We start from the raw sequence: 25310 nt of genomic DNA on the forward strand, positions 1-25310 counted from the left end.
GGGCTCGTGGGCTCATGACGTGACGCGGACGCGTGAAGCGTAAGGCGTGAGGGCGGCTCAGAACGAGATGCAGGTGCGCAGCGCCTCGCCCGTACGCATCTGCGTGATCGCCTCGTTGATGTCCTCGAAGCGCACCCGGTGGGTGATCAGCCCTTCCAGGTCGATGCGGCCTGAGCGCCAGAGCGAGATGGCGCGCTCGTAGGAGCGGAGCACGTCCCCGCCGCCGTAGAGGGAGGGCAGGATGCGCTTCTCGTCGAAGAACAGCTCGAACATGTTGATCTGGAGGAAGTCGTCGGCGGCGCCCGCGCCGACCACGCAGAGGGTGCCGCCGCGTCGCGTCGCCTCGTACGCGGTGCGCGCGGTCGCCGATTTGCCGACCACCTCGAAGACATAGTCGAAGCCCTCGTCGCCCGTGATCCGGCTCTTGGCACCGGCCAGTTCGCCGGGCTCGACGGCCTCCGTCGCGCCGAAGCGCAGTGCCGCCTCGCGCCGCGACGCGACGGGGTCGACGGCGACGATCTGCGCGGCTCCGCAGGCGCGGGCGCCCTGGATGGCGCTGATGCCGACGCCGCCGCAGCCGACCACGGCCACGGACGAACCGGCCTCCACCCGGGCCGTGTTGATGGCCGCGCCCAGGCCCGTGGTGACGCCGCAGCCGATGAGGGCCGCGACCTCGTAGGGCAGGTCGTCGGGCACCGGCACCGCGCAGGCCGCGTCCACGACGACCTCCTCGGCGAAGGTGCCCGTGCCCGCGAAGCCGAACACGTCGCCGCCGGGGCGACGGAAGTTGGGCACCCCCGCGTTCATGAACCCGGCGAGGCACAGGTGCGGCTGGCCCCTGCGGCAGGAGGGGCAGGCGTTGCAGGCGGGCAGCCAGCTGACCAGCACCCGGTCCCCTGCGCTGAGCGTGGTCACCCCCTCCCCCACCTCGACGACCTCGCCCGCGCCCTCGTGTCCGGGGACGAAGGGCGCCGGCTGCGGCAGCACCCCGCTCATCGCGGAGAGGTCGGAGTGGCACAGCCCGGTGGCCTTGATGCGGAGCTTGACCTTGCCGGGGCCGAAGCCCACCGCCTCGACGTCGTCGAGGACTTCCAGCTTGTCCTGGCCTGTCTCGTGCAGTACGGCTGCGCGCACGGGGCGGCTCCTTTCGCGCGTGTGTGGTGCGGACGAAGGAATGGCGGGTGTGCTGCGTGCGAGTGCGGGGTGCTGCGGGTGCGGGGTGCTGCGTGTGTCGGTGCCGGTGCCGGTGCGGGTTCCGGGGGGGCGCTGCGGGTGCGGATACGGGTGCTACGCGTACGTGACGACCGCGTCGGCCAGCACCGGCGCCTCGTCCCGCTCGACCGCGCCGACGGTCAGCTGGACGCGGCCCTTCTCCCCCTCCGCTCCGCCCTCCCACATCCGCACCCGGAGCGTCTCGCCGGGGTGGACGATCCCGGCGAAGCGCGCGGCGAAGCTCCTGACCCGGCTCACGTCGCCGCCGAGCACGGTGTCGACGACGGCCTTGAGCGTCATCCCGTACGAGCACAGCCCGTGCAGGATGGGCCGCTCGAAGCCCGCGAGGGCGGCGAACTCGGGGTCGGCGTGCAGCGGGTTCCAGTCGCCCGAGAGCCGGTAGAGGAGCGCCTGGTCCTCGCGCACCGGGCGGTCCACGACATGGTCAGGGGCACCCTCGGGTGCCTCCAAGCGCTGCGAGGGGCCGCGTTCGCCGCCGAAGCCGCCCTCGCCCCGTACGAAGATCTGGGACTCGGACGTCCACAGCGGCCCCTCCTCGTCGGCCGCCTCGGTACGCAGGACGATGACGGCTGCCTTGCCCTTGTCGTAGACGGCGGCGACGCGCGCCGTGAGCACGGCCTCGCCGCTGACCGGGATGGGCCGGTGCGTCTCGACGCGCTGCGAGCCGTGCAGCACGGCGGCGAGGTCCACCTCGATGCCGGGGGCCGCCATCCCGCCCATGACGCCCATGCCCGCACCCGCGACGGTGGCGAAGCTGGGCAGGACGTGCAGCTTGCTCTCCAGCGTGTAGCGCAGTTCGGCGGGGTCGGTCGCGGGCACGCCCGCGCCGAGGCCCAGGTGGTAGAGCTGGACGTCCTTGTGGTCCCAGGAGATCTCGGTCCTGCGCGGCTCGGCCGCGACGGCCTTCTCTGCGTCGATGGGCATGGGGCTTCGGCTCCTCGGGTCCTCGGCTCCTGACGGGCGGGGGTGCGACGGTGCGGGGGCGCTGCGCCGAGTACGAAGACCCCGGCACGGCCGTCCGCACCGTCGGCCGTGCCGGGGTCGCTCCGGATCGGCCGAACGGCACCGGAACAAGAACACGTTCTAACCGATGGCCTCCTGTATAACGCACGGTCCTGGACTTGGGAACCCCCCTGACGCCGCGTCAGATACGTGTGCGCGACGTGCCCGTAGCGCGCGGGAAGCAGCCTGCGGGCCGCCTCAAGTCCGCAGGTACGAGGCCCCGTTGACGTCCAGCACCGTGCCGGAGCTCCACTCGGCCGCCGGTGAGGCCAGCCAGAGCACCGCCTCGGCGATCTCCTCGGCGCTCGCGACACGCCCGTACGGGCTCTGCGCGCGGATCGCCTCGCCCTCGGCCCCCGTGAGCCGGTGCGCGACCCGCTCCGTCGCGAAGAAGCCCGGCGCGACGGAGGCCACCGCGATGCGGTGCGGCGCCAGCGCGACGGCCAGCGACTGGCCCAGCGCGTGCACCGCGGCCTTCGTCGCGCCGTAGGCGGGGTGGTCGGGCTCGCCGCGGAACGCGCCGCGCGAGCCGATGTTGACGATGCGCCCGCCCCGGCCCGCTTCGGTCATGTGGTGGGCCGCGCGGTGGCTGAGCCAGGCGGCGCCCAGGAGGTTGACGGCGGTGTGCTGCTGCCAGGCCGCCGTCCACTCCTCGTACGAGGAACGGGCGGGCGGGTGCGGGGTGTTGACGGCGGCGTTGTTGACGAGGACGTCGAGGCCGTCCAGCTCGCGTGCCGCGTCGTCCACCAGGCGCGCGGCCTGCGCGGGGTCGGCGATGTCGGCGCCGAGGAGGATGTGGCCCGCGCCTTCGAGTCCCGCGAGGGTCTCCTCGGCCTCCGCGCGGCGCGTGCCGTAGTGGACGGCGACGCGGTCGCCGTTGCGGGCGAACGCGCGGGCCAGCGCCCGGCCGAGCCCGCGCGAGGCGCCGCTGACCAGGACGCGGCGGCCGGTCGCGGGGAAGGGGGCGGGGACGCCTGGCGGCGTGGGGTCATCGGCTGGTGGCATCCGCGGCTTCCCGTTCCCCTTCTCCGTCTTCTCCGGCCTTTTCGGCCGCTTCGGCTTGCTCGTCGTGCTGCTGTCCGCGCGGCCCGGCTCCGTCACGCTTGTCGTGCCCGTCGCGCCCGCGGGGCAGGGCGAGGATCATGAATACCACGCAGGCGAAGAGGATCCCCGCACCCGTGAGGAACGCCAGCCCGTAGCCGGAGGCGAGGGTGGCCGGGCTCTCGCCCGAGCCGTGGTCGATGCGGGAGGCCGCGACCGTCGAGAGCACGGCGAGGCCCAGCGCGCCGCCCATGGTCCGCGAGGTGTTGACCAGGCCCGAGACGAGCCCCGCGTCGCGCGCTGCGGCGCCCTCGGTGGCCACGGAGGCGAGCGGCGTCGCCAGAAAACCGGCGCCGAGCGCGATCAGCACACCGGGGCCGCACACCGTCTCCAGATAACCGCCGCCCGCGTGCATGCCGCTCTGCCACACATAGCCCACGCACCCGAGCGCGGCGCCTCCCACAGCGACGCTCCTGCTCCCGACGCGCCGCATCAGCAGCGGCGCCGACTTGGAGGCGACGACGATGCTGAAGGACTGCGGCAGGAAGCCGAGCCCGGCCTGTACGGGCGTGAAGTGCAGCACGTTCTGCATATAGAGCGACACGAAGTACCACATCGAGAACATCGCGGCACCGCACACGAACATGGCGAGGTTCGCCGCCGAGACCGACCGCAGCCGGAACAGCTTCAGCGGGATCAGGGGCTCCGCCGTGCGCGCCTCCACCAGGACGAACAGGGCGAGCAGCACCAGCCCGGCCGCCAGCGGCCCGAGCGAGCCGAGCGCGGCCCAGCCGAGGGACTCGGTCCGCACGATCCCGTAGGCCACCACCCCGAGCCCGCCCGTGACCAGCACGGCGCCGAGCACGTCGAGCCTGCGGCGTGCCGCGTCCTCGCGGCTCTCGGCCACCCACACCGCGGCGGCCAGCAGCACGAGGGCGCCGACCGGCACGTTGATCAGCAGCACCCAGCGCCAGGAGAGCGCGTCGGTGAGCAGCCCGCCGACGAGGCCGCCGGCGGCGCCGCCGCCCGCGCCGACCGCCGACCACGTGGCGATGGCGCGGGTGCGCGCCGCGCCCTCGGGGAACGTGGTCGTCAGGATCGTCAGCGTCGCCGGGGCCAGTACCGCCGCGCCCATGCCCTGCACGGCCCGCGCGGCGACGAGCTGCCACGGCTCCTGTGCGACGCCGCCCGCGAGGCTCGCCGCGGTGAAGAGGCCGAGGCCGACGAGGAACGTCCGCTTGCGCCCGTAGAGGTCGCCGGCCCGGCCGCCGAGCAGCAGCAGCCCGGCGAAGGTGAGGGTGTACGCGTTGACCACCCACTGGAGCCCGACCCCGCTGAGCCCCAGGTCCCCGCGCATCGAGGGCAGGGCGACGTTGACGACGGAGATGTCGAGCACGACGAGGAACTGCCCGGCGCAGGCGGCGAGTACCACCGCCCACAGGTGCGGGGCCGTGCGGCGGGAACCGTTCCCGCCGTCGGATATGCCGGACTCGGATATGCCGGACTCGGATATGCCGGAGGAGGAACCGCTTTCGGATGGGGACGAGGACTGGGCCATCTCGCCATGCTCGCATCCGGCGCACGGCACACACACCGGCACATCGCCCCAGGCGGCAGACCGGTGGACCTAGGTCCCGGGCCCCTCTCGCTTCTCGGCCGCCTCGGGCGCACCGGTCCGCCCCGCCCACTCCTCCCACTCCTCCCGCTCCTCCCGCTCCCAGAGCGGGTGTTCGCGGCGGGCCCACGGACGTGCGACGGTGCCGGTGCGGATGCCGCGCCGGGCCTCGGGGTCGGCGTAGGCGAGGCCGATGTGGGCGAGGAGGGCCAGGCCGATCGCGAGGGCGAGCCAGTCGTGGACGAAGGTCGCGCTCGTGCGCCAGAGCAGCGGGGTCAGGTGCGTGAACCACATCATCAGACCCGTGGCCGTCATCACCAGCACCGCACCGGCGAGCCAGGCCGCGTAGACCTTCTGGCCGGCGTTGAACTTGCCGGGCCCGGGGGCGAGTTGCGGCGCGAACGCGGGCACCGGGCGGCGGCGCCGCAGCAGCGCGGCGCGCAGCCAGCGGCGGTCGTGGGGCGCGAAGCGGTTGAGGCGGCGCAGGTCGGCCCGCAGGGCGCGCGAGGCCAGCCCGAGCAGGACGGGCGCGGGCAGCAGCAGCCCGGACCACTCGTGCAGGGTCACCATCAGCCGGCGGCGCCCGACGAGCTGGGCCAGGCCCGGCACGTAGAGGCACAGGGCCGTGCCCACACACAGGCCGAAGAGGGCGCCCGTGGCGTGGTGCGCCCAGCGTTCGGCGCGGGTGAAGCGCGTGAGGCGGGGCTCGCGCGCATCGGGTACGGGCACGGACATGGGCGCGGGCGCGGGATCAGGTGGCGGTGGGGACGTCGTCGCGTCCGTTGGACCGGCCGACCCAGGCGTCGATGTCATAGCCGCGCTTCTCCCAGTAGCCGGGCCGCACTTCGCGGGTGAGGGTGATGCCGGAGAGCCACTTCGCCGACTTGTAGAAGTACATGGGCGCGACGTACAGCCGCGCTGGCCCGCCGTGCGCGTGGCTGAGCGGCTCGTCCCGCATGCGCAGCGCGACGAGCACATCGGCGCGACGGGCCTGCTCCAGCGTGAGGCTCTCGCTGTAGGCGCCGTCGAAGCAGGTGAAGCGGACGGCGGTGGCCTCGTCCCGTACGCCTGCCGCGTCGAGCAGCCGCGCGAGCCGGACGCCCTCGAACGGCGTGTCGGGCACCCGCCACCCCGTCACGCACTGCACGTCGCGCACCATGCGCTCCTGCGGGAGCGCGCGCAGTTGGGCGAGCCCGTAGTGGCGGGGCCGCTCGACGAGGCCGTCGACCGTGAGCCTGTAGTCGCTCTCGTCCCGGTGCGGTACCGAGGAGGCGACGGAGTAGTAGCGGAACCCGCCGCCGTTGGGGAGCAGGCCCGTGACGCCCGTGGGGTCCTTATCGGAGACGGAGCCCAGGACGGTCTCCAGTGCGCGCTGCGCGTAGGGCGCGGCGACGAGGCCGCCCGCGCCCAGCCCGAGCATGCCGAGGACCAGGCGCCGCCCGACGGGGGCGCCCTGCCCGTCGGCCACGGTTCCTTCGGTGGGGTCGCCTTGTGGGGTCACCCCTCGATTCGAGCACCGGCACGGCCCGGATGCCAGGGACGACGGGCGGCCGTCACCGTTCCGTCATCCCCGTCAGGGGCCAGGGGGGACCGCTCGCGCTCACCCCCTGCGCAGCATCGTCACGACCGCCGCGCCGCCCAGTCCGATGTTGTGGGCCAGGCCCACCCGCGCGCCGTCGACCTGGCGGACGTCCGCCTCGCCGCGCAGCTGCCTGACCAGCTCCGCGCACTGCGCGATGCCCGTGGCGCCGAGCGGATGCCCCTTGGAGATCAGTCCGCCGGAGGGGTTGACGACCCAGCGCCCGCCGTACGTCGTCGCGCCGTCGGCGACGAGCTTGCCCGAGCCGCCCTCGGGACACATGCCCAGGGCCTCGTACGTGAGCAGTTCGTTGACGGAGAAGCAGTCGTGCAGCTCGATGACGTCCACGTCCTCGATGCCCAGCCCCGACTCCTCGTAGACCCGCTCGGCAGCGGCGCGCGACATGGGCTTGCCGACCACGTCGATGCAGGAGCCGGAGGCGAAGGACTCCTCGGTGTCCGTCGTCATGGCCTGCCCCGCGATCTCCACGGCGCGGTCCGCCAGGCCGTGTTCGGCCACGAAACGCTCCGAGGCGACGACGGCGGCGGCCGAGCCGTCGGAGGTCGGCGAGCACTGGAGCTTGGTCAGCGGCTCGTGGACGGTACGCGAGCCGAGGATCTCGTCCAGGCTGTAGACGTCCTGGAACTGGGCCTGCGGATTGGCCGCCGAGTGGCGGTGGTTCTTCTCCCCGACGGCGGCGAGCTGTTCGGCCGTGGTGCCGTACCGCTCCATGTGCTCGCGGGCCGCGTTGCCGAAGATCTGCGCGGTGGGCGGGGACATCTCGAAGCCGTGCCGGGCCGCCATGATCCCGTAGTGCCGTGCGACGGGGGACGTCGCGAAGTCGCCGGAACCGGAGCCGGAACCGGAACCCGAGCCCGAACCGCCGCCCAGGGAGCCCTTCTTCATCTTCTCGAAGCCCAGCGCGAGGACGCAGTCATTGAGCCCGGAGGCCACGAACTGACGGGCCATCATCAGTGCCGTGGACCCCGTCGCGCAGTTGTTGTTGACGTTGTAGACGGGGATGCCGGTCAGGCCCAGCTCGTACACGGCGCGCTGCGCCGCCGTCGACGCCTGGTAGCAGTACCCGACCGGTGCCTGCTCGACGAGGCCGTACGGCACACCGGCGTCCTCCAGCGCCCCGGCGCCCGCTTCCCGGGCCATGTCCCAGTATTGCCAGTCGCGCGTCTCGGGCTTCTCGAACTTCGTCGTCCCGACGCCGACGATGTACGCCTTGCCACCCGTCTTGCCAGCCATGGTGTGCACGCTCCTCACGAGGTCGAACGAAGTGGAGTCGGCGGAGCGGGACGGCGGTGTCCTACGACCCCGGTTCGGGGTCGCGAGGCAGGCCGAGCAGCCGTTCCGCGACGACGTTGCGCTGGATCTGCGTGGTGCCTCCCGCGATGGTCAGACAGCGCGACATGAGTACCCCGTGCACGGCCCGCTCCCCCGCCCCCTCCGCCAACGCGCCCTCGGGGCCTAGGAGTTCGAGCGCCAGCTCGACGACCTTCTGCTGGTGCGGTGTCTGGACGAGCTTGCGGACGCTGGCGCCCGCGCCGGGTTCCAGGCCGGAGACCTGGGCCAGCGTCGTCCGCATCCCGACGCAGGCGAGCGCGTGCGCCTCGGCGGCCAGCGCCCCGACGCGGGCGCGCACGGTGTCGTCCACGACGGGCGCCACCGTGCGCCGGATCAGGGCTTCGAGGCCGGTGCCGAAGGTGAGCTGGTCGGCCATGTGGACGCGCTCGTTGCCGAGGGTGTGCCGGGCGACCCGCCACCCGTCGTCCACCTCGCCGACGACGGCGTCGGCCGGCAGCGGAGCTCCGTCGAACCAGACCTCGTTGAACAGCGAGTCCCCGGTCATCTCCTTGAGGGGGCGTATGTCGATGCCCGGCGTGTTCTTCATGTCGACGAGGAAGTAAGTCAGCCCCTTGTGCTTGGGCGCCCCCGGGTCCGTACGGGCGAGCAGGATGCCCCAGTCCGCCCACTGCGCGGCCGATGTCCACACCTTCTGCCCTGTCACGCGCCAGCTTCCGTCCTCGGCGCGCTCGGCCCGCGTACGGAGGGAGGCGAGGTCGGAGCCCGCGCCCGGCTCGGAGAAGAGCTGGCACCAGAGGACGTCGCCGCGCAGCGTGGGCGGCAGATGGCGTTCGCGCTGCGCCTCCGTCCCGTAGCTGATGAGCGAGGGCACCACCCAGGTGCCGATGCCGAGGTCGCTGACGCGTACCCCGGCGTCCGCCAGCTCCTGCTGGACGGCGAGCTGCCGCACGGGTCCGGCGCCGAGCCCGTACGGCTCGGGGAGGTGCGGCGCCGCGTAGCCGGTGGGGGCCAGCTTGCGCCGTACGGACGCGGGGTCGAGCCCCTTGACCGGCTCCAGCACGGTGCGGGCCCGCTCCCTGTACGGCTCGGCCGAGGCGGGCAGCTCCATCCGCAGCTCGCGGCGCGCGCCCGCGGCGGCGAGACGGACGGCGCGCAGATGGTGCGTCGACGCGGTGCCGATGAGCTGGCGTGCGACGAGGGCGCGGCGCAGATACAGATGCGCGTCGTGCTCCCAGGTGAATCCGATGCCGCCGAGGATCTGCACGCAGTCCTTCGCGCACTCGTACGCCGCCTCCGGCGCGGTGCTCGCGGCGAGCGCGACGGCCAGCGCACGCACCCGTGCGGCGTCCCCGTTGTCGTGTGCGCCGGACGGGGCCGCCGTCTCCTCGGCCGCCGCCCTGGCCGCGTCCCAGGTGAGGGCCCGCGCCTGTTCCAGGCGTACGAGCATGTCGGCGCACAGGTGCTTGATGCCTTGGAACTGGCCGATGGGACGGCCGAACTGCTCGCGGTTCCTGGCGTGTTCGGCGGCCGTCTCGACCGCCCACGCGGCGACGCCGCACGCCTCGGCCGACAGCAGCAGCCGCGCCAGATCGGGCACCGGATCGGGGTCGGGGTGCGCCGCTTCCTCGCCGTGGAAGAGCAGGCGCGCGGCGGGGACGGTCACGTCGCGCGCGGTGACCTCGGCGGTCGGGCGCAGCGGGTCGGCGCCCGCCTGCGCGCGTACGGCCAGGGCGTCCGCGTCGACGGCCAGCCGGACCGTGCCCCCGGAATCCGATCTCGAACCGGAACCCGAACCGGAGCCGGGACCGGAACCGGGACCGGAGCCGTCCCCCGGCCCCGTGCGTGCCGCGAGCAGCAGGATGTCCGCCTGCGCGCCGCCGAGGACGGGCGGCGCGGTGCCGTCGAGCACCCAGTCGCCGTCGGCGGTCGGCGTCGCGGTCAGCGAGCCGGTGCCCAGCGCGACGGCGCCGATCAGCTCGCCGCCCGCGAGCGCCCGTACGAGCGTGCCGAAACCCGCCCTGTGCAGCGCCTCGGCGGCCAGCACGCTGGGCAGATACGGTCCCGGGAGCCCGGCCCGCCCTGTCTCCTCCAGCACGACGGCGAGGTCCAGCAGCCCGCCGCCGCCCCCGCCGTCCGCCTCCGGCAGGTGCGGGGCGAGCAGGCCCTGTACGGCCAGGGACTCCCAGTACGCGGGGCGCGCGCCGGGCTCGGGCGGCTCGTCCAGCAGCTTGCGCCGCGCTTCGGGCGGCACGGCGCGCCCGGCCCATCCCCGTACGGCCTCGGCCAGTTCCCTCTGCTCCTGAGTGATCCCGATGCCCATGCGGGGCACAGTAGAACACGTTTCATTCTGACGGAAGGTCAGAAACGGGACTCCCTGCCCCCTGCCTCCCCTGCCGCCCCGGCGACGGGAAGACGCACCCGTACGGCAGCATGGTCCGCGACCGATGCCGCGCCGCGCGCCGCACGTCCGTGCCGGGTACGTCCGGGAACGGCGCGCGGAGAGAAACGGAGAGAGATGTCCCCGTCGCCCCCACCCCCGCGTCCCAAGGACGAGACCGTCGCCGCGTTCGAGGCAGCGAAGGGGTTCATGCCCCTCGACGAGGGCCTCGCGCTGTACGCGGCGGCCGTCGAGGCGTCCCGGCTGGGGCTGCCGCTGCTGGAGGTCGGCACGTACTGCGGGCGCTCGACGCTGCTGCTCGCCGACGCGGCACGCGAGGCGGGGGTCAGCGCGGTCACCGTCGACCACCACCGGGGCAGCGAGGAGCAGCAGCCGGGGTGGGAGTACCACGACCCGGAGGTCGTCGACCCGGTCGTCGACCGCATGGACACGCTGCCGACGTTCCGGCGCACGCTGTACGCGGCGGGGCTGGAGGACCATGTGATCGCCGTCGTCGGGCGCTCGCCCGCGGTGGCCGCCGCGTGGGGCGGCCAGGTGGGGCTCGTCTTCATCGACGGCGGCCACACGGACGAGCACGCGAGGGCGGACTACGAGGGCTGGACACCCCATCTCGCCCCCGGCGGGCTGCTGGTGATCCACGACGTCTTCCCCGACCCGGCCGACGGCGGCCAGGCACCCTTCCGCATCTACCGCCGCGCCCTGCACTCCGGCACGTTCACGGAGGTCTCCGCGACGCACTCCCTCCGCGTCCTCCGCCGCACGAACGGCTAGCCGGCCGACTCCTGTTGATCTTGTGCGGCAGACACCTTCCGCACCGCCTCCTCACCACGCTTCACATGTTCTGTGACGACCACTGAAAGCCCAGAAATCAATCATCTAGGGGGACCGCATGTCGCTGGTGGGAAGGGACGTCGAGTTAGCGCGGATTCAACGCCTGCTGACGGACGCGCGCGACGGGCGCAGCGGCGTGCTGGCGCTGCGGGGCGCGGCGGGCATCGGGAAATCGGTCCTTCTCGACCACGCCGTGTCGATCGCCGAAGCCGGGGGCGGCATGCGCGTCGTGCGCGGGGCGGGGGTCGAGTCCGACTCCGAGCTGGCGTACGGCGGACTGCACCAGCTCCTGTTCCCGCACCTGGACCGGCTGGAAGCCCTGCCCGCTCCCCAGGCCACGGCGCTGCGGTGCGCCTTCGGCCTGGCCGAGGGGGACGAGGCCAATCGGTTCCTGATCTCCGCCGGCGCCCTGTCGTTGCTCGCCGATCTGGCCGAGGACGCCCCTCTGCTGTGCGTGGTCGACGATCTGCAATGGCTCGACCAGGGCTCCGTGGAGGCGCTGTTGTTCGCGGCCCGCCGCTTCGTGGCCGACCCGATCGCGATGCTGTTAGCGGTGCGCGAGACGTCGGCGCCGTTGGACATCGCGGGCGTCGAGGCCGTGGATCTGTCCGGCCTCGCCGCGCCCGATGCCGCCCGGCTGCTGGACGACCACGCGCCGGAACTCGTCGAACCGGTGCGGAACCGGGTCCTCGCGGAGTCCGGCGGCAATCCTCTGGCGATCATCGAGCTGGGGTCGTCGCGGCACGCGGCACGCGATGCCGAGGACTCCGACCCGGCCGAGCAGGTCGGCCCGCTGCCGGTGGCCCGCCGTGTGCAGGAGGCGTTCCGCCGTCAGATCGTCGAGCTTCCCGAACCCACCCGACGCGCGCTTCTGGCGGCGGCGGCCGACACGGCGGCGCCGCTCGCGACGATCCTGCACGTGATCGAAGCCCTCGGTGGCACCCCCGGCGACCTGGCGCCCGCCGAACGCGAGCGGCTGCTCCGGATCGACAGCCGGATCACGTTCCGCCACCCTCTGGTACGGGCAGCCGCCTACCAGGACGCGCCGCTGCACCAGCGGATCGAGGTACATCGCGCGTACGCCGACGTGCTGGGCGCGGAGGCCGAAGCGGACCGCCGGGCGTGGCACCTCGCCGCTGCCACCACCGCCCCCGACGAGGCGGTGGCCGCCGAACTCGAAGGTGCGGCGGAGCGGGCCTGGCACCGGGGCGGCGCGATGGCGGTGTCCGCCGCATACGACCGCGCGGGGCGGCTCAGCGCCGACCGGGAGCTGAAGGCCCGGCGTATCGCGCGGGCAAGCCAGGCCGCGTTCGACGCGGGCAAGGCCGACCGCGCCGCCCGGCTGGCGGCCGAAGCGCTCTCGCTCACCACCGACCCCGGCATCCGGACCGACGCCATCTATACGCGTGGCGCCGTCGAGTACGAACGCACCTCCCCGCGGGCCGACGCGGAGCTGACGATCGAGGCCGCCGCGCTGGTGCGCGACACCGATCCGGAGCGCGCCGCGCTCACGTTCTTCGAGGCAGCGCACGCCGCCCGGCACGGAGCGGCGCACGACCTGCTCCAGCGTGCGGCGGATCAGATGCGCGGGTTCACCCCGCCGGAGCACTGGGCACCGGTGGTCGCCGCCCTTCTCGGGTGGGCGGAGCTGTTCGCCGGACGCCCGGAGAAGGCCGTCGGCCCGATGCGCGCTCTCCGCACCGCCACACGCGGCGGCGGGAACGACCTGATGCACCGCGTGACGGCCGGGTTGGGCGGGCTCATGATCGCGGACGACGACGACGTCGTCGCCGGGGCCGAGGACATGCTGGCCGAAGTGCGGGCGACCGGCGCTCTGGGGTGGGTCCCGTACACCCTGAACGTGCTCGCCGTGGCGCGGCTGTTCCGCGGTGAGTTCGCGGACGCCCGCGCGTGTGTGGCGGAAGGCGCGTCCGTGAGCGCCGAACTCGGGAACACGACCGAGCACCTGGCGCACCGGTCGGTGGAGGTGTGGTTGCACGCCGTGTCGGGTGACGAGCCACGCTGCCGAGCCCTTGCCGAGGAGGTGCTCCCGCGGGTCCGGGCCCGGCAGCACATCAATGCCGAGATCGCGGACTGGGGTCTCGGCATGCTCGACCTCTCAGCGCGGCGGTTCGGGGAAGCGTGCGACCGGCTGGAGAGGGTGTGCCGGGGCCCCGCGAGCCGCGACCTCCTGGTCCGCGCTGTGCCGGATCTGGTGGAGGCCGCCGTGCGCGGCGGCAGGCCGGATCGCGCCCACGGACCGCTGGCGGCGTTCCGGCACTGGGCCGAGCACGTCGACCGCCCGGTCGCCACCGGACTCGTACTGCGCTGCCGGGCCCTGCTGGCCGACGACGGCGAAAGCGACACCGAAGGCGAAGGCGACACCGACGCCCACGCCGACGCGCTGTACGCCGAGGCCCTGCGGCTCCAGGAGCGGCACGGCGGCCCCTACGAGCGTGCCCGTACCCAGCTCGTCTACGGCGAGTGGCTGCGCCGCCGGCGCCGCCGTACCGAGGCCCGCGCCCATCTCGCGGCGGCGGTGTCCGCGTTCGAGGGCCTCGGCGCGCGGCTCTGGGCCGAGCGTGCGCGCGGCGAGCTGGCCGCCTTCGGCGAGCGGGGCGACGAGCCTCGGCGCAGCGGCCCGCTCACCCTGCTGACCCCGCAGGAGTTGCAGGTCGTACGGCTGGCCGCCACCGGTCGGACGAACAAGGAGATCGCCGCACAGCTCTTCCTCAGTCCACGGACCGTCGGCCACCACCTCTACAAGGCGTATCCGAAACTCGGCGTCACCGGTCGCGCCGAGCTGGCCGGCCTCGTCTGACGGCCGACGCCAGTCATCGGGTCCCGGACACCGGTCACGATGACCGATACGGCACTGGGGAGCCCCGCATAGCGTTTCCTGCATCAAGGCAGCAAGGCAGCGGCCGTCGGCCGCGGAGCAACGCCGATGACGAGGAGACGAGCATGACGCAGTACTTTCTGAGCCTCCCTCACGACGCCGCCGAGGAACCGACGATGGAGAGCATGGACCCCGCGGAGTTGCAGGAGATGATCGCCGAGGTCGGTGCGTTCAACACCGCCCTCCAGGAGGCGGGCGCGTTCGTGACCGCCGGCGGTTTGCAGCCGCCGTCGAGCGCGACCACGGTGGACTACTCCGGTGACAGCCCCGTCCTCACACCGGGCCCGTTCGTCGAGGCCAAGGAGTACCTCGGCGGCTTCTGGATCATCGAGGCCGAGAACGAAGACGTCGCGATCGAATGGACCAAGCAGGCTTCGCGTGCGCTGCGGAGCAGGGTCGAGGTGCGTGCCCTCCAGGAGGAGCCCGGCGCATGAACGGTCCGGTCGGCGGCCTGACCCGCCGCCGGCCGCGACACGGCCGCGATACGGCCACGCTCACCGGGGGTCCGTTCGCTGCGTCCGTTCGCCGGGTCCGTTCGCCGGGTCCGTTCGCCGAAGCCAGGGCACCGGGTCGCCGCACAAGATCATTAGGGATCCATCATCTAGAGTCGCCCGCGTGTCGAACGGAAGCTTGTTCCCCCCGCCCCGACGGCCCTGGTGGCTGCCCCGCGCCCTCGTCGTAGGGCTCGTCCTCGCGGTGCTGCTGGCCGCCTGCACCGCGGGCCGGCTCGTATGGCAGTCGACGACCCGCGACGACGACGCCACAGCGCACGCCCCCGCGAAGAAGACGGACGGGGAGGACAAGGGCTCGGACAAGGCCCCGGAGCAGGGGGATCAGGGGAAGCAGGGGAAACAGGCCCCGGAGGCGCGGTCCCTCGAGGGGAAGACCGTGGTGATCGACCCCGGGCACAACCCGAACAACCGCGACCACCCGGACGAGATCGCACGCCTCGTCGACATCGGGACGGGCAAGAAGGAGTGCGACACCACGGGCACCGCGACCAACGACGGCTACGCGGAGGCCGAGTTCACCCTCGATCTCGCACACCGGGTCCGTAGCGACCTGGAGAAGCGGGGCGCGACCGTCGCGTTCACGCACGACGGGGACCGGGAGTACGGGCCGTGCGTGGACGAGCGGGCCAGGACCGGCAACGAGAAGAAGGCGGACGCCGTCGTCTCGCTGCACGCGGACGGCGCCCCCGTCGGCAACCGCGGCTTCCATGTGATCCTCCCCGCACAGGTCCGCGACGGGGAGGCGGACACGTCGGCCATCGTCGAGCCGTCGGAGCGGCTGGGCCGCGCCCTGGTGGACGCGTTCCGGGGCGCCACGGGCGAGCGGCCCGCGAACTACATGGGCGACGGCAAGGGTCTGAAGACCCGGGGCGACCTGGGAGGTCTCAATCTCAGCACGGTCCCCAAGGTGTTCCTCGAGTGTGGCAACATGCGCGACGCGGAGGATGCCGGGCTGCTCACCAACCCGAAGTGGCGCGGTCGCGCGGCTCAGGGCGTCGCGGACGGCATCGCGGCGTACCTGACCGGGAAGCGGTAGCCGCCGCACACGGGGAGCACGGGCACCAGCGGTGGGTGACGGCCGCCGGGTCGGCCGGAATTCCCGGGACGACCCGCCGGACCGGCCCATAGTGTCGTCCGTACGATGGGGTGCTCACCCCCGGCAGACACACTGACCACAAGACCGACTAAGGACCCCACGTGAACATCCGCTCGCTCACCAGAGGCGATGGTGCGGTGATCGGTGCAGCGGTGCTGCTGCTGATCGCTTCTTTCCTGCCGTTCTTCGCCGTCACAGACGAGTGCACCGGCGACAGCTGCGACTGGTCAGCCTGGTCGCCCGTGACCTTCCCGCTGCTGCCGACGGTCCACCTGCTCGCGCTCATCGTGGCCGGTCTGTCCGTCGCGGCCCGTGCCCTGCCGGAGGGCCGCAAGCTGCTCGGCCTCGGCCTGGACCAGTGGGGCTCCGCGCTCTCGGTCACGGTCGCCTGGGCGGCGATCTGGTCGATGTTCTCGACGATGTTCCCGGAGGGCGAGCAGGGCGTCGACCTCAACGAGCGGGTCGGGTTCGGCGTGGGCGCCTGGCTGACCATCCTCTTCGCGCTCGTCTTCGCCGCCGCAGGTGTGCTCGGCTCGGCGATCCCGGCACTGAAGGCCCCGCTCCTGAGCGCGCCGCGCCCGAAGCCGACCCCGTACGGCGGCCAGCCGGGCCAGCCCCAGGCGGGCTACGGCTACCCGGGCGCGCAGCCCGGTCAGCCGGGTCCGTTCGGCGCGCAGCCGGGGCAGCCGGGGCAGCCGGGTGGCTACGGGTACCCGGGCGCGTCGCAGGCCGGTCAGCCGCAGCCGGGCCAGCCCCAGCCGGGGCAGCCGCAACCGCAGCAGAGTGGTCCGGCGGCGGGCGGGGGTGCCCCGGACCCGAACTTCCAGCCCTTCTGGTTCGCCGTTCCGGTCGCGCGTCCGCTCTTCGGTGAGGACGGCTCGCCGCAGCCGGTGGCCGAGCTGGCGCCCGGCACCTGGTACCTCGCGGTCGAGCAGCGCGGGCAGGCGCTCGTCGCGCAGACCCAGGACGGCCGCCGCGGCGTCCTCCAGGACACCTCGGGCATCCAACGCGGCTGACCCCGCGCCCACCCGCCTGTCCCTCCGACGGCCCCTCGCCCTTCCGGGCGCGGGGCCGTTGGCGTACGCTGCCGCGACGCTCGTCCGACGACCATGACGCTTCGTCAGGGGATCGCGGATTCACCAGCGGACCACGGGCGCCGGACGGCAGGGCCGCCGGGCGCCGGGTCCCGGAGCCCGGAGGGGGCGGCGGATGCGACTGGGCCTCACGCTCGGCTACTGGGGGCGCGGTCCCGACCCGCGCCATCTCGAACTCGCGCGGCTCGCCGAGGGGTTGGGCTACGACTCGGTGTGGACGGCCGAGTCCTGGGGCTCGGACGCCTTCACGGCGCTCACCTGGATCGCCGCGCACACCTCACGCGTCAAGCTGGGCACCGGCATCGCGCAGATGGCGGCCCGCACCCCGACGGCCACCGCGATGCACGCACTGACCCTGGACCACCTCTCCGGCGGCCGGATGCTGCTCGGGCTCGGGCTGTCGGGGCCGCAGGTGGTGGAGGGCTGGTACGGGCGGCCGTTCCCGAAGTCGCCGCTGACGTTCACCCGCGAGTACGTCGACGTCATCCGCCAGGTGCTGCGCCGCGAGGCCCCGGTGGAGCTGGACGGGCGCTTCCTGACGCACCCGTACCGGGGCGAGGACGGCACGGGTCTGGGCAAGGCGCTCAAGCCGATCACCCACCCGCTGCGCCCGGGGCTGCCCGTGCTGCTCGGCGCCGAGGGGCCCAGGAACATCGCGCAGACGGCGCGGATCGCGGACGGCTGGCTGCCGCTGTACTGGTCGCCGACCCGCACGGACGTGTACGAGGCGTCGCTGGCCGACGCGCCCGAGGGCTTCCTCGTCGCCCCCATGGCGCAGGCGAGGGTGTGCGACGACGTCGCGGAGGGACTGCTGCCCGTCAAGGCCATGCTGGGCTTCTACATCGGCGGCATGGGCCACGCGAAGCGCAACTTCCACGCCGATCTGATGGCCCGGATGGGCTTCGCCGAGGAGGCGGAGCGCGTGAAGAAGCTCTTCCTCGAAGGGCGGCGCGAGGAGGCCGTAAGCGCGGTTCCGGACGCGTTCGCCGACGAGATCTCCCTCGTCGGCCCGCGCGGGCGCATCGCGGAGCGGCTGGAGCTGTGGCGCGCGAGCCCCGTCACCGACCTCCTGGTCACGGCCCCCGACCCGGCCACCCTGCGCACGCTCGCCGAGCTGAACGAGCAGGTTCCCGCCGCCCGTTGAGGGGTGGGCGCACCCGTACGGGGGGCTGGCGCGGCTGACGGGGACCGTTGACGCTTGTAGGGGTCCGCTCTAACGTGCTCGCCCGGTTCCTCCCGAGAAGAGGAGTGCCCGTGTACCGTTCCCTCGCCCCGCGCCGCCCCACAGGTCCACGCGTCCGTACGCTCCCCCGGACGGCCGCTGTCGCGGGCGCCCTCCTCGTCGCCCTCACCGCCGCCGCGTGCGGCGGCGGCTCGGGCTCGGGAGACGGGAAGTCCGGGGGCAAGGACACCGTGAACGTCGGCGCCATCCCCATCGTGGACACGGCCCCCGCGTACCTCGCGGAGAAGCGGGGGTTCTTCGGCAAGCACGGCATCAAGGCGAAGATCACCCCCGTCCAGGGCGGCGCCGCCGGCGTCTCCGGTGTGATGGGCGGGCAGTTCGACTTCGCGTTCGGCAACACGACCTCCCTGCTCACAGGGCGCGACCAGGGCCTCCCCCTCAAGGCGGTGGCCAGCGGCGTCGCGTCGACGGGCGAGCCGGGGAAGGACTACAGCGCCGTGCTGGTCGGCGAGGACAGCGGCATCTCGTCGGCCGAGGATCTGGCGGGCAGGACCATCGCCGTCAACCAGCTCAAGAACATCGGCGACACCACCGTCAAGGAGACCGTGCGCGAGCACGGCGGCGACCCCTCGGGCATCGAGTTCACCGAGATGCCGTTCCCCGACATGCCCGCCGCGCTCGACAAGGGCCGCGTGGACGCGATCTGGGTCGTCGAACCCTTCGTCACCCAGGCCAGGGACCAGGGCGCGAAGCCCGTCGCCTGGAACTTCGCCGAGGCCACGGACGACGACCTCACTGTGGCCATGTACTTCACGACGGAGAAGCTGCTCAAGGAGAAGCCCGACCTCGCCGAACGCTTCACCGCCGCCATCGAGGAGGCCAACGCCTACGCCGCCGAGCACCCGGACGCGGTGCGCGAGGTGCTGCGCGGCTACGCGGAGATCCCGGAGCCGGTCGCCGAGAAGATGGTGCTGCCCAAGTGGCCGGCCGACATCAACACCGGCTCCGTGCGCGAGATCGGTGCGCTGGCCCGCGAGGACGGTGTGCTGAAGAAGGAGGCCGACGTGGACGCGCTGCTGCCGTGAACGGGGACAGCCCTGTCGCGGGGCGCCCTCGTACCCGTACCCGTACCCCCACGCGGGCCCGTGCGCGTACCCGTACCCGTAGCCGGGCGAGGGCCCGCGCCCGGACCGCCCTGCTGGGCGTCGGCGGCTTCGCCGTCCTCCTCGCCGTGGCCGAGGCCGTGCCCCGGCTCGGCCTCGTGGAGCCCGCGCATCTGCCGCCCGCCACCGAGATCCTGGGCAGGCTCGCCCAGGAGGCGGCCGGGGCCGCGCTGTGGACGGCGCTCGGGGAAACCCTGCGCTCCTGGGCGCTCGGCCTCGGCATCGCCTTCGCCGCCGCACTCGTCGCGGGCGCGCTCATCGACAGCGTGCCAGGCCTGCGCGCCGCCACCGCCTCCACCATCGAGTTCCTGCGCCCCATCCCGTCCGTCGCGCTGATTCCGCTGGCCACCCTCCTCTACGGTGCCGGGATCGGCTCCTCGCTGCTCCTCGTGATCTACGCGTCGTTCTGGCAGGTGCTCATCCAGGTCCTGTACGGGGTCGCCGACGTCGATCCCGTGGCCCGCGAGACCGCGCGCGGCTACCGCTTCCGGCGGCGCGCCCATCTGCGGCACGTGGTGTGGCCCACCGCGCTGCCGTACGTGATGACCGGGCTGCGGCTCGCCGCCACCGTCGCCTTCATCCTCGCCGTCACCGCCGAACTCGTCATCGGCAGCCCGGGGCTGGGCCGCCGCATCCAGACCGCGCAGTCGGGGGGCGCGGTGACGACGGTGTACGCGCTCATCGTCGTCGCGGGCCTCGTCGGTGTCGCCGTCAACCTCGCGGTGCGGTGGCTGGAGCGGCGTGTGCTCGCCTGGCATCCGTCCGTGCGCGGGGAGGTTCCCCGGTGAGCGGCGGCCGGGGACGGTCCGGGCGGGGACCGTCCCTCGCCGTACGGGCGGCGCTGCGGCTGCTGACCGCGCTCGGGCTGCCCGTACTGCTCGTCCTCGGCTGGTGGGTGTGGAGCGCGGCGGCCGACAGCTTCTACGTGCCACCGCCGGGGGAGGTCGCCGCCGCCTTCGCCGAGGTGTGGTTCTCGGAGCGGCTCACCGAGGACGTGCTGCCGAGCCTGGGGCGGCTGCTGGCCGGATACGCGCTCGCCGGACTGCTCGGGGTCGGTCTGGGGGTGGCCATCGGGTCCTCGCCGGGACTGCGCGCCGCCTGCGAGCCCGTCCTGGAGTTCTTCCGCGCCGTGCCACCGCCCGTGCTGGTACCGCTCCTCATGCTGCTGGCAGGGCTCGACAACGCCATGAAGGTCCTGGTCGTCGTCTCGGGGTGCGTCTGGCCCGTGCTGCTCAACACCGTGGAGGGTGTGCGCGCCGTGGACGACGTGCTCGCCGACACCTGCCGCGGCTACGGGATACGCGGCGTGGCCCGGCTGCGGCACCTGGTGCTGCGCGGCGCGAGCCCGCAGATCATGGCCGGGCTGCGGCAGGCACTGTCGATCGGCATCATCCTGATGGTGATCGGCGAGATGTTCGCCAGCACCTCCGGCATCGGCCACACCATCGTGCTGTTCCAGCGCGGCTTCGCCATCCCCCAGATGTGGAGCGGCATCGTCGTGCTCGGCCTCATCGGCTTCGGGCTCTCGCTCGCCTTCCGCGCCGTCGAACGGCGCGTACTGTCCTGGCACATCGCACGCGCGGGGAACGCGGGATACGCGGGGCGCGCGGATTCGCGGGGTACCCATGCTTGACGTCATCGCACTGCACAAGACCTACGACAACGGCACCCACGCGCTGCGCAAGCTGGACTTCCACGTCGACGACGGCGAACTGGTCTGCGTCGTCGGCCCCTCGGGCTGCGGCAAGACGACCCTGCTCAAGTGCGTCGCGGGGCTGCTGACGCCCACCTCCGGCGAGGTGCGGCTCGCGGGGTCGCGGGTGGCCGGGCCGCCGCGCGACACGGCCGTGGTGTTCCAGGAGTACGGGCGAAGCCTCTTCCCCTGGATGACGGTGCGTCAGAACGTCGAACTGCCGCTCAAGGAGAAGCGGGTGGCGGCGGCGCGGCGTCGCGAACTGGTCGCGGAGTCACTGGCCGCCGTCGGACTGGCGGACGCGGCGCGGGCGCACCCGTGGGAGCTGTCGGGCGGCATGCAGCAGCGGGTGGCCATCGCGCGGGCCGTCGCCTACGAGCCTCGGCTGCTCCTGATGGACGAGCCCTTCGCCGCCGTGGACGCGCAGACCCGCGCGGAGCTGGAGGATCTGCTGCTCTCCCTGTGGCGGCGACTGGGTGTCACCGTGCTGCTGGTGACGCACGACATCGATGAGGCGGTCTACCTGGGCCGGCGCATCGTGATCCTCTCGGGCGCCCCCACCGCCGTACAGGAGGAACTGCCCGTGCCGCTGCCCGCGCCCCGCGACCAGGTCACCACCCGCTCCGACCCCCGCTTCGCGCGACTGCGCGCCCACGTCTACGAACAGATCCAGCGCGCCCACTCCTCCGGCGCGTCCTCCGGCGGGCCCGGCCCGTGGGACGGTGCGAGGTGAGCGCGGACGGGACGGGGGCGGGCCGGAGCACGTCGGGCACGGGTGCGTCGTACGCGTCGGACACATCCGGGATACGTGACACACCCGGGACACCCGGCACACCGGGGACGCTGACGGTGCGGGACGCGGCGTTCCGTACCCTGCGCCACTTCGGCCTGACGACGGTCTTCGCGAACCCCGGCTCCACCGAGGTGCCCCTGCTCGCCGACTTCCCCGACGACCTGCGCTTCCTCCTCGCCCTGCACGAGGGCAGCGTCATCGGCATGGCGACGGGCCATGCTCTCGCCACGGAACGCCCCGCGCTGGCCCTGCTGCACACCGTCGCCGGGCTCGGCAACGCCGTGGGCGCGCTGGCCACGGCGCGCGTCAACCGCGCCCCGCTCGTCGTCCTCGTCGGCCAGCAGGACCGCCGCCACCTCGCGCTGGAGCCGTTTCTGACGGGCAAGCTGACGGGGCTCGCGGGCGACTACCCCGTCTGGCACGAGCGGCCCGCCCGCCCCCAGGACGTGCCCTCGGCACTCGCGCGCGCCCACCACGAGGCCGTGACGCACCGTGGGCCCGCGCTGGTCGTCGTGCCCATGGACGACTGGTCGGCGCCGTACGACTACGGGCGCGAGGTCGTCGCCGCGCCCGCCGGGGTGCAGCGGCCCGTCTCACTCACCCCGGCCGACGTCCGGCCCCTCGCCGACTTCCTGGCCGGCTCGCGCACGCCCGCGCTGGTCGTCGGCGCCGGCGCGGACTCACCCGCCGCGTGGGCGGCGCTGACCGCGCTGGCCGAGCGGCTGCGGTGCCCCGTCTGGCAGGAGTCCTTCGAGGCCCGCGCGGGCTTTCCGCAGGACCACCCGCTGTACGCGGGCGTCCTGCCCGCTGAGCGCGACGGGGTGCGGGCGCGGCTCGCGGACCGCGACGCGGTGCTCACGGTCGGGGCGCCGGTGTTCCGCCAGTACCCGTACGAGCCGGGGCCCTTGGTGCCCGAGGGCACGCGCGTCGCGGTCGTCACGGACGACCCCGACGAGGCGCACCGCAGCCCCGCCGACCTCGCGGTGCTGGCCGACCCCGGCGAGGTCTGCGCCCAGCTCGCCGCACGCCTGCCCGCGCGGGAACACACCGTGCCGCGCCCGCCCGTGCGCGCGAGGCCGCCCGCACCGCCCGCGCCGCCGGGGCCCGGCGAACCGCTGCGGCCCGTGCACGTGCTGGCCGCGCTGGCGCGCGGGCTGCCGCGCGAGACGATCGTGGTCGAGGAGTGCCCGTCGGCACGGGCCGACCTGCACGCCCTGCTGCCCGCCAGGGAACCCCTCGGCTACGTCTCGGCCGCGATGGGCGGCCTGGGCTTCGCGCTCCCGGCCGCGGCGGGACTCCGACTGGGCCGTCCGCACCGCCCCGTCGTCGCCGTGGTCGGCGACGGCTCCGCGCTCTACGGCATCCAGGCGCTGTGGAGCGCCGTACGGTACGGGGCCGGGGTGCTGTTCGTCGTCCTGTCCAACGGGCGGTACGCGGTGCTGGACGGGGTGGCCGCGCAGCACGGTGCGGGGGCGGGGCCCTGGCCCGCGTTTGAAGACATCAGCGTGGCGGGCCTGGCCACGGCAATGGGCTGCGCCTCCCGCTCCGTACAGACGCACGCCGACCTCCTCACCGCCCTGCACGGGATCGTCCCCACCCTGTCCGGGCGCACGGAACCGATCCTGCTGGATGTGACGGTGACACCGGAGAGCTGAGGCCCCGCCCTCCACGTGCGACGGGGCCCGCCCGCTTCTTCACTCGCCGTGCGCTACTCGAGGCGGGCCAGCAGGGTGCGGACAAGGCCGACGAGTTCCTCGTCGGTCAGATCTTCGGGCTCGGCGAACTGCGGATCTATGGAGTAGTCGTCCAGACACGAGAAAACACCGTCGAGCACGGAGGTGAGGGGGGCCTTGGTCCTTTCCCCGCTCGTCATCGCGCGGCTGCGCGCTGCCAGCCATTCGCGGGCGAAGCGAGGGGGTGGCATCTCTCCGGATGCCACGAGCCGCATCAAACGGAGCTGCTGGGCGGTGTCACTTTCCGGGTCGACGTCCGATGGGGCTCCCCACGTGCGTCTGCGCGGACGGAACCGTGCGGCGATCCCGTCGGCTGCGGCTTTACGGAGGTGGCGCGGGGTGTCGGCCATCTCTACCTGCGCACGACGAACCGCACCACCGGGCCGTCATCCGTGTCCACGACGCCACCGTCGAACTGCTTGTCGGGGAAATCCGCCTCCAGGCAGGAGCGCCAGCAGAAGGCGAGGTCCTGGGCGAATTTCTGGACCCGCCGTTCTTCGCCCGGATCACCGTCGTCCCAGTCGAGAACCTGCCACAGTCTGAATTCGTTAAGCGTCGCCTCTACGGAGGTGGCATCACCGTTCAGTTCCTCGAACCACTCGCGAAAGTTGTCCGGCTCGTACGCCCGGTCCCAGATGACACAACCGGACACCTCGACGAAGTGAGGGCGGAAGCAGCGGGCCAGAGCGAGCCAGTCGGGCAGGCGCAAATGCTGTGCCGCGTAATCCAGATAGTCGACCCCGCCGCCGCTGTCCTGGGACCACGAATCGATCTCCGGGTGTGCGGAGCGGTGACCTGATTCTGGTGTCACGTTCGTACCTCTCACGGCAGTTCATCGGGACGTGCGGGGCGGGGCATCTTCTTCCAGGTGAGGAATTCCTCTCCTGTCTTCGGATTGACGTGCTTTTCCGTTTCCAGAACATGTGGCGCAGGAACCCCGCCATGTGGCTTGGAGTTGGGATCCACGTCTACACGTTTGACCGGATCCCCGTGCTTATCGTAAACCGCATAAGCGGTCACGGTCCCGTCATCCTTGCGTCGCACCAGAACTTCATCGGGCCCTGCGCTCTTCGGGAATCGCCCGCTGTGCGGCGTGGCGTTGGAGAGATCGACTCCGCAGCTCTGGAGGCCGAGGGGGTCGATCTCGTAGTACGGGTTGTGGGCGTAGGTGTGGTGGTTGGGTGCGGGGTCGAGGCCGAGGGGGTCGGGGGTGAGGTAGCGGGCGGTTTCGGGGTCGTAGTAGCGGAAGTGGTTGTAGTGCAGGCCGGTTTCGGGGTCGTGGTATTGGCCGGGGAAGCGCAGGGGGCAGGTGACGGTGCCCGGGGTGGTGGGTGGGGCGGGGAGGGGGGTGCCCCACAGGGTGGTGCGGTGCTGCCAGGCGAGGTCGCCTTCGGGGGTGACCAGTTCGGTGGGGGTGCCGGTCAGATCGGTGATGACGGCGTGGAAGTGGGTGGTGCCCAGTTCCTGGTGGGTCTGGGTGAGGGGGGTGTGGGTGCCGGGGGTGTGGTCCCAGGTGGTGGTGGCGCCGTCGCGGGTGGTCTGTTCGGCCAGGCGGGTGGCGTCCCAGGTGAAGGTGAGGGGTGCGCCGTCGGGTCCGGTCTTCGTGAGGCGGCGGCCGAGGGGGTCGTAGGTGTAGCTCCACTCCTCGCCCAGGGGTGTGGTGGCCTTGGTGAGGCGGTCCTGGGTGTTCCAGGTGTAGGTCCAGGTGCGGGTCCGGCCGTTGAGGAGTTTGCGGGTCTTGCGGACCAGGCGGCCTGCCGCATCGTGGGTGTAGGTGGTGCGGCCCGCGCGGTGGATCAGGGTGCCGGTGTGCTCGCGTTCACCGGGTGCGGGGTGGGCGGGGGCGTCGGCACGGGACTGGTTGCCGATGGTGTCGTAGGCATACGTCTCCGACCAGCCGTGTGCCTGGACGCCGGTGACCCGGCCCGCACGGTCCAGGTCGAAGTGGCGGGTGCCGGTGGTCAGTTCGCGGATCTCGGTGACGTAACCATCGGGGCGGTAGGTGTAGACACGGTGCTGGAGCAGTTCGTCGGCCGGTGAGGTGAGGGCCTGGGTGGTGAGACGGCCGGTGGCATCCCAGCCCTGGTCCAGCATCACACCACCCGTCGCCCGCTGGATCTCGCGCCCGGCC

The 25310-nt window shown here is 73.2% G+C and carries 22 protein-coding genes; 11 read left to right on the top strand and 11 right to left on the bottom strand.

The annotated features are described in order from the left end of the window. Window positions 1-57: 57 nt before the first annotated feature. The 8 genes from ACWGJ2_RS26675 to ACWGJ2_RS26710 form a co-directional block, all read right to left on the bottom strand. Window positions 58-1134, bottom strand: a complete 1077-nt coding sequence (locus ACWGJ2_RS26675; RefSeq protein ID WP_453348768.1) for an alcohol dehydrogenase catalytic domain-containing protein — start codon at window positions 1132-1134, stop codon at window positions 58-60. Window positions 1135-1287: 153 nt separating this feature from the next. After that, window positions 1288-2157, bottom strand: coding sequence for a MaoC/PaaZ C-terminal domain-containing protein (locus ACWGJ2_RS26680; protein ID WP_453348769.1), 870 nt, complete (start codon window positions 2155-2157; stop codon window positions 1288-1290). Window positions 2158-2433: 276 nt separating this feature from the next. After that, window positions 2434-3240 (bottom strand): SDR family NAD(P)-dependent oxidoreductase, encoded by an 807-nt coding sequence (locus ACWGJ2_RS26685; protein WP_453348770.1) that lies wholly within the window; start codon window positions 3238-3240, stop codon window positions 2434-2436. Continuing rightward, complete coding sequence (locus ACWGJ2_RS26690; RefSeq protein ID WP_453348771.1) at window positions 3224-4834, bottom strand: MFS transporter; 1611 nt, start codon at window positions 4832-4834, stop codon at window positions 3224-3226. The genes ACWGJ2_RS26685 and ACWGJ2_RS26690 overlap by 17 nt, the downstream gene beginning before the upstream one ends. 69 nt (window positions 4835-4903) lie before the next feature. Continuing rightward, a complete protein-coding gene (locus tag ACWGJ2_RS26695; protein WP_453348772.1) occupies window positions 4904-5626 on the bottom strand; it encodes a cytochrome b/b6 domain-containing protein in 723 nt (240 codons plus the stop codon). 16 nt (window positions 5627-5642) lie between these two features. Then, the gene (locus tag ACWGJ2_RS26700; protein ID WP_453348773.1) at window positions 5643-6392 is read right to left on the bottom strand and encodes a molybdopterin-dependent oxidoreductase; all 750 of its coding nucleotides are present in this window, start codon (window positions 6390-6392) and stop codon (window positions 5643-5645) included. 99 nt (window positions 6393-6491) lie between these two features. After that, window positions 6492-7724: a lipid-transfer protein gene (locus tag ACWGJ2_RS26705; protein ID WP_453348774.1), complete on the bottom strand. Its 1233-nt coding sequence runs from the start codon at window positions 7722-7724 to the stop codon at window positions 6492-6494. Window positions 7725-7785: 61 nt separating this feature from the next. Further along, window positions 7786-10104 (bottom strand): acyl-CoA dehydrogenase, encoded by a 2319-nt coding sequence (locus tag ACWGJ2_RS26710; protein ID WP_453348775.1) that lies wholly within the window; start codon window positions 10102-10104, stop codon window positions 7786-7788. 195 nt (window positions 10105-10299) lie between these two features. Between ACWGJ2_RS26710 and ACWGJ2_RS26715 the strand changes: the two genes are divergently transcribed. The 11 genes from ACWGJ2_RS26715 (at window position 10300) to ACWGJ2_RS26765 (ending at window position 23101) form a co-directional block, all read left to right on the top strand. Next, a complete protein-coding gene (locus tag ACWGJ2_RS26715; protein WP_453348776.1) occupies window positions 10300-10953 on the top strand; it encodes a class I SAM-dependent methyltransferase in 654 nt (217 codons plus the stop codon). 118 nt (window positions 10954-11071) lie between these two features. After that, complete coding sequence (locus ACWGJ2_RS26720; protein WP_453348777.1) at window positions 11072-13834, top strand: ATP-binding protein; 2763 nt, start codon at window positions 11072-11074, stop codon at window positions 13832-13834. Between the two features lie 143 nt (window positions 13835-13977). Beyond that, on the top strand, window positions 13978-14346 hold the full coding sequence (locus ACWGJ2_RS26725) for a YciI family protein (RefSeq protein ID WP_453348778.1): 369 nt from the start codon (window positions 13978-13980) through the stop codon (window positions 14344-14346). 181 nt (window positions 14347-14527) lie between these two features. After that, complete coding sequence (locus tag ACWGJ2_RS26730; protein ID WP_453348779.1) at window positions 14528-15460, top strand: N-acetylmuramoyl-L-alanine amidase; 933 nt, start codon at window positions 14528-14530, stop codon at window positions 15458-15460. Window positions 15461-15621: 161 nt separating this feature from the next. Beyond that, the gene (locus ACWGJ2_RS26735) at window positions 15622-16536 is read left to right on the top strand and encodes a DUF5336 domain-containing protein (RefSeq protein ID WP_453348780.1); all 915 of its coding nucleotides are present in this window, start codon (window positions 15622-15624) and stop codon (window positions 16534-16536) included. A gap of 193 nt (window positions 16537-16729) precedes the next feature. Beyond that, entirely contained in the window at window positions 16730-17758 is a 1029-nt protein-coding gene (locus ACWGJ2_RS26740) for an LLM class F420-dependent oxidoreductase (protein WP_453348781.1), read from the top strand. Between the two features lie 110 nt (window positions 17759-17868). Beyond that, the gene (locus ACWGJ2_RS26745; protein WP_453348782.1) at window positions 17869-18882 is read left to right on the top strand and encodes an ABC transporter substrate-binding protein; all 1014 of its coding nucleotides are present in this window, start codon (window positions 17869-17871) and stop codon (window positions 18880-18882) included. Between the two features lie 110 nt (window positions 18883-18992). Further along, complete coding sequence (locus ACWGJ2_RS26750) at window positions 18993-19748, top strand: ABC transporter permease (protein ID WP_453348794.1); 756 nt, start codon at window positions 18993-18995, stop codon at window positions 19746-19748. Then, on the top strand, window positions 19745-20593 hold the full coding sequence (locus ACWGJ2_RS26755; protein WP_453348783.1) for an ABC transporter permease: 849 nt from the start codon (window positions 19745-19747) through the stop codon (window positions 20591-20593). Before ACWGJ2_RS26750 ends, ACWGJ2_RS26755 begins: the two co-directional genes overlap by 4 nt. Next, on the top strand, window positions 20586-21386 hold the full coding sequence (locus ACWGJ2_RS26760) for an ABC transporter ATP-binding protein (RefSeq protein WP_453348784.1): 801 nt from the start codon (window positions 20586-20588) through the stop codon (window positions 21384-21386). Before ACWGJ2_RS26755 ends, ACWGJ2_RS26760 begins: the two co-directional genes overlap by 8 nt. Beyond that, a complete protein-coding gene (locus ACWGJ2_RS26765) occupies window positions 21383-23101 on the top strand; it encodes a thiamine pyrophosphate-dependent enzyme (RefSeq protein ID WP_453348785.1) in 1719 nt (572 codons plus the stop codon). The genes ACWGJ2_RS26760 and ACWGJ2_RS26765 overlap by 4 nt, the downstream gene beginning before the upstream one ends. Before the next feature lie 53 nt (window positions 23102-23154). Here the strand turns inward: ACWGJ2_RS26765 and ACWGJ2_RS26770 are convergent, their stop codons facing one another. From ACWGJ2_RS26770 to ACWGJ2_RS26780, 3 genes are all read right to left on the bottom strand, one after another. Further along, window positions 23155-23385: a colicin immunity domain-containing protein gene (locus ACWGJ2_RS26770; protein ID WP_453348786.1), complete on the bottom strand. Its 231-nt coding sequence runs from the start codon at window positions 23383-23385 to the stop codon at window positions 23155-23157. Window positions 23386-23531: 146 nt separating this feature from the next. Further along, entirely contained in the window at window positions 23532-23990 is a 459-nt protein-coding gene (locus ACWGJ2_RS26775; RefSeq protein WP_453348787.1) for a hypothetical protein, read from the bottom strand. A gap of 11 nt (window positions 23991-24001) precedes the next feature. Beyond that, window positions 24002-25310, bottom strand: a 1309-nt coding sequence (locus ACWGJ2_RS26780; RefSeq protein WP_453348788.1) for an RHS repeat-associated core domain-containing protein, incomplete at its 5' end; no start/stop codon positions are given.

The sequence above is a fragment of the Streptomyces sp. NPDC054796 genome, from assembly GCF_053611545.1.

What these genes read in the sequence shown, in the direction of transcription:
- ACWGJ2_RS26720 (WP_453348777.1), top strand. Translation starts at nt 11,072, where the DNA reads ATGTCGCTGGTGGGAAGGGACGTCGAGTTAGCGCGGATTCAACGCCTG.
- ACWGJ2_RS26685 (WP_453348770.1), bottom strand. Translation starts at nt 3,240, where the DNA reads ATGCCACCAGCCGATGACCCCACGCCGCCAGGCGTCCCCGCCCCCTTC.
- ACWGJ2_RS26740 (WP_453348781.1), top strand. Translation starts at nt 16,730, where the DNA reads ATGCGACTGGGCCTCACGCTCGGCTACTGGGGGCGCGGTCCCGACCCG.
- ACWGJ2_RS26680 (WP_453348769.1), bottom strand. Translation starts at nt 2,157, where the DNA reads ATGCCCATCGACGCAGAGAAGGCCGTCGCGGCCGAGCCGCGCAGGACC.
- ACWGJ2_RS26690 (WP_453348771.1), bottom strand. Translation starts at nt 4,834, where the DNA reads ATGGCCCAGTCCTCGTCCCCATCCGAAAGCGGTTCCTCCTCCGGCATA.
- ACWGJ2_RS26725 (WP_453348778.1), top strand. Translation starts at nt 13,978, where the DNA reads ATGACGCAGTACTTTCTGAGCCTCCCTCACGACGCCGCCGAGGAACCG.
- ACWGJ2_RS26695 (WP_453348772.1), bottom strand. Translation starts at nt 5,626, where the DNA reads ATGTCCGTGCCCGTACCCGATGCGCGCGAGCCCCGCCTCACGCGCTTC.
- ACWGJ2_RS26710 (WP_453348775.1), bottom strand. Translation starts at nt 10,104, where the DNA reads ATGGGCATCGGGATCACTCAGGAGCAGAGGGAACTGGCCGAGGCCGTA.
- ACWGJ2_RS26715 (WP_453348776.1), top strand. Translation starts at nt 10,300, where the DNA reads ATGTCCCCGTCGCCCCCACCCCCGCGTCCCAAGGACGAGACCGTCGCC.
- ACWGJ2_RS26705 (WP_453348774.1), bottom strand. Translation starts at nt 7,724, where the DNA reads ATGGCTGGCAAGACGGGTGGCAAGGCGTACATCGTCGGCGTCGGGACG.
- ACWGJ2_RS26760 (WP_453348784.1), top strand. Translation starts at nt 20,586, where the DNA reads ATGCTTGACGTCATCGCACTGCACAAGACCTACGACAACGGCACCCAC.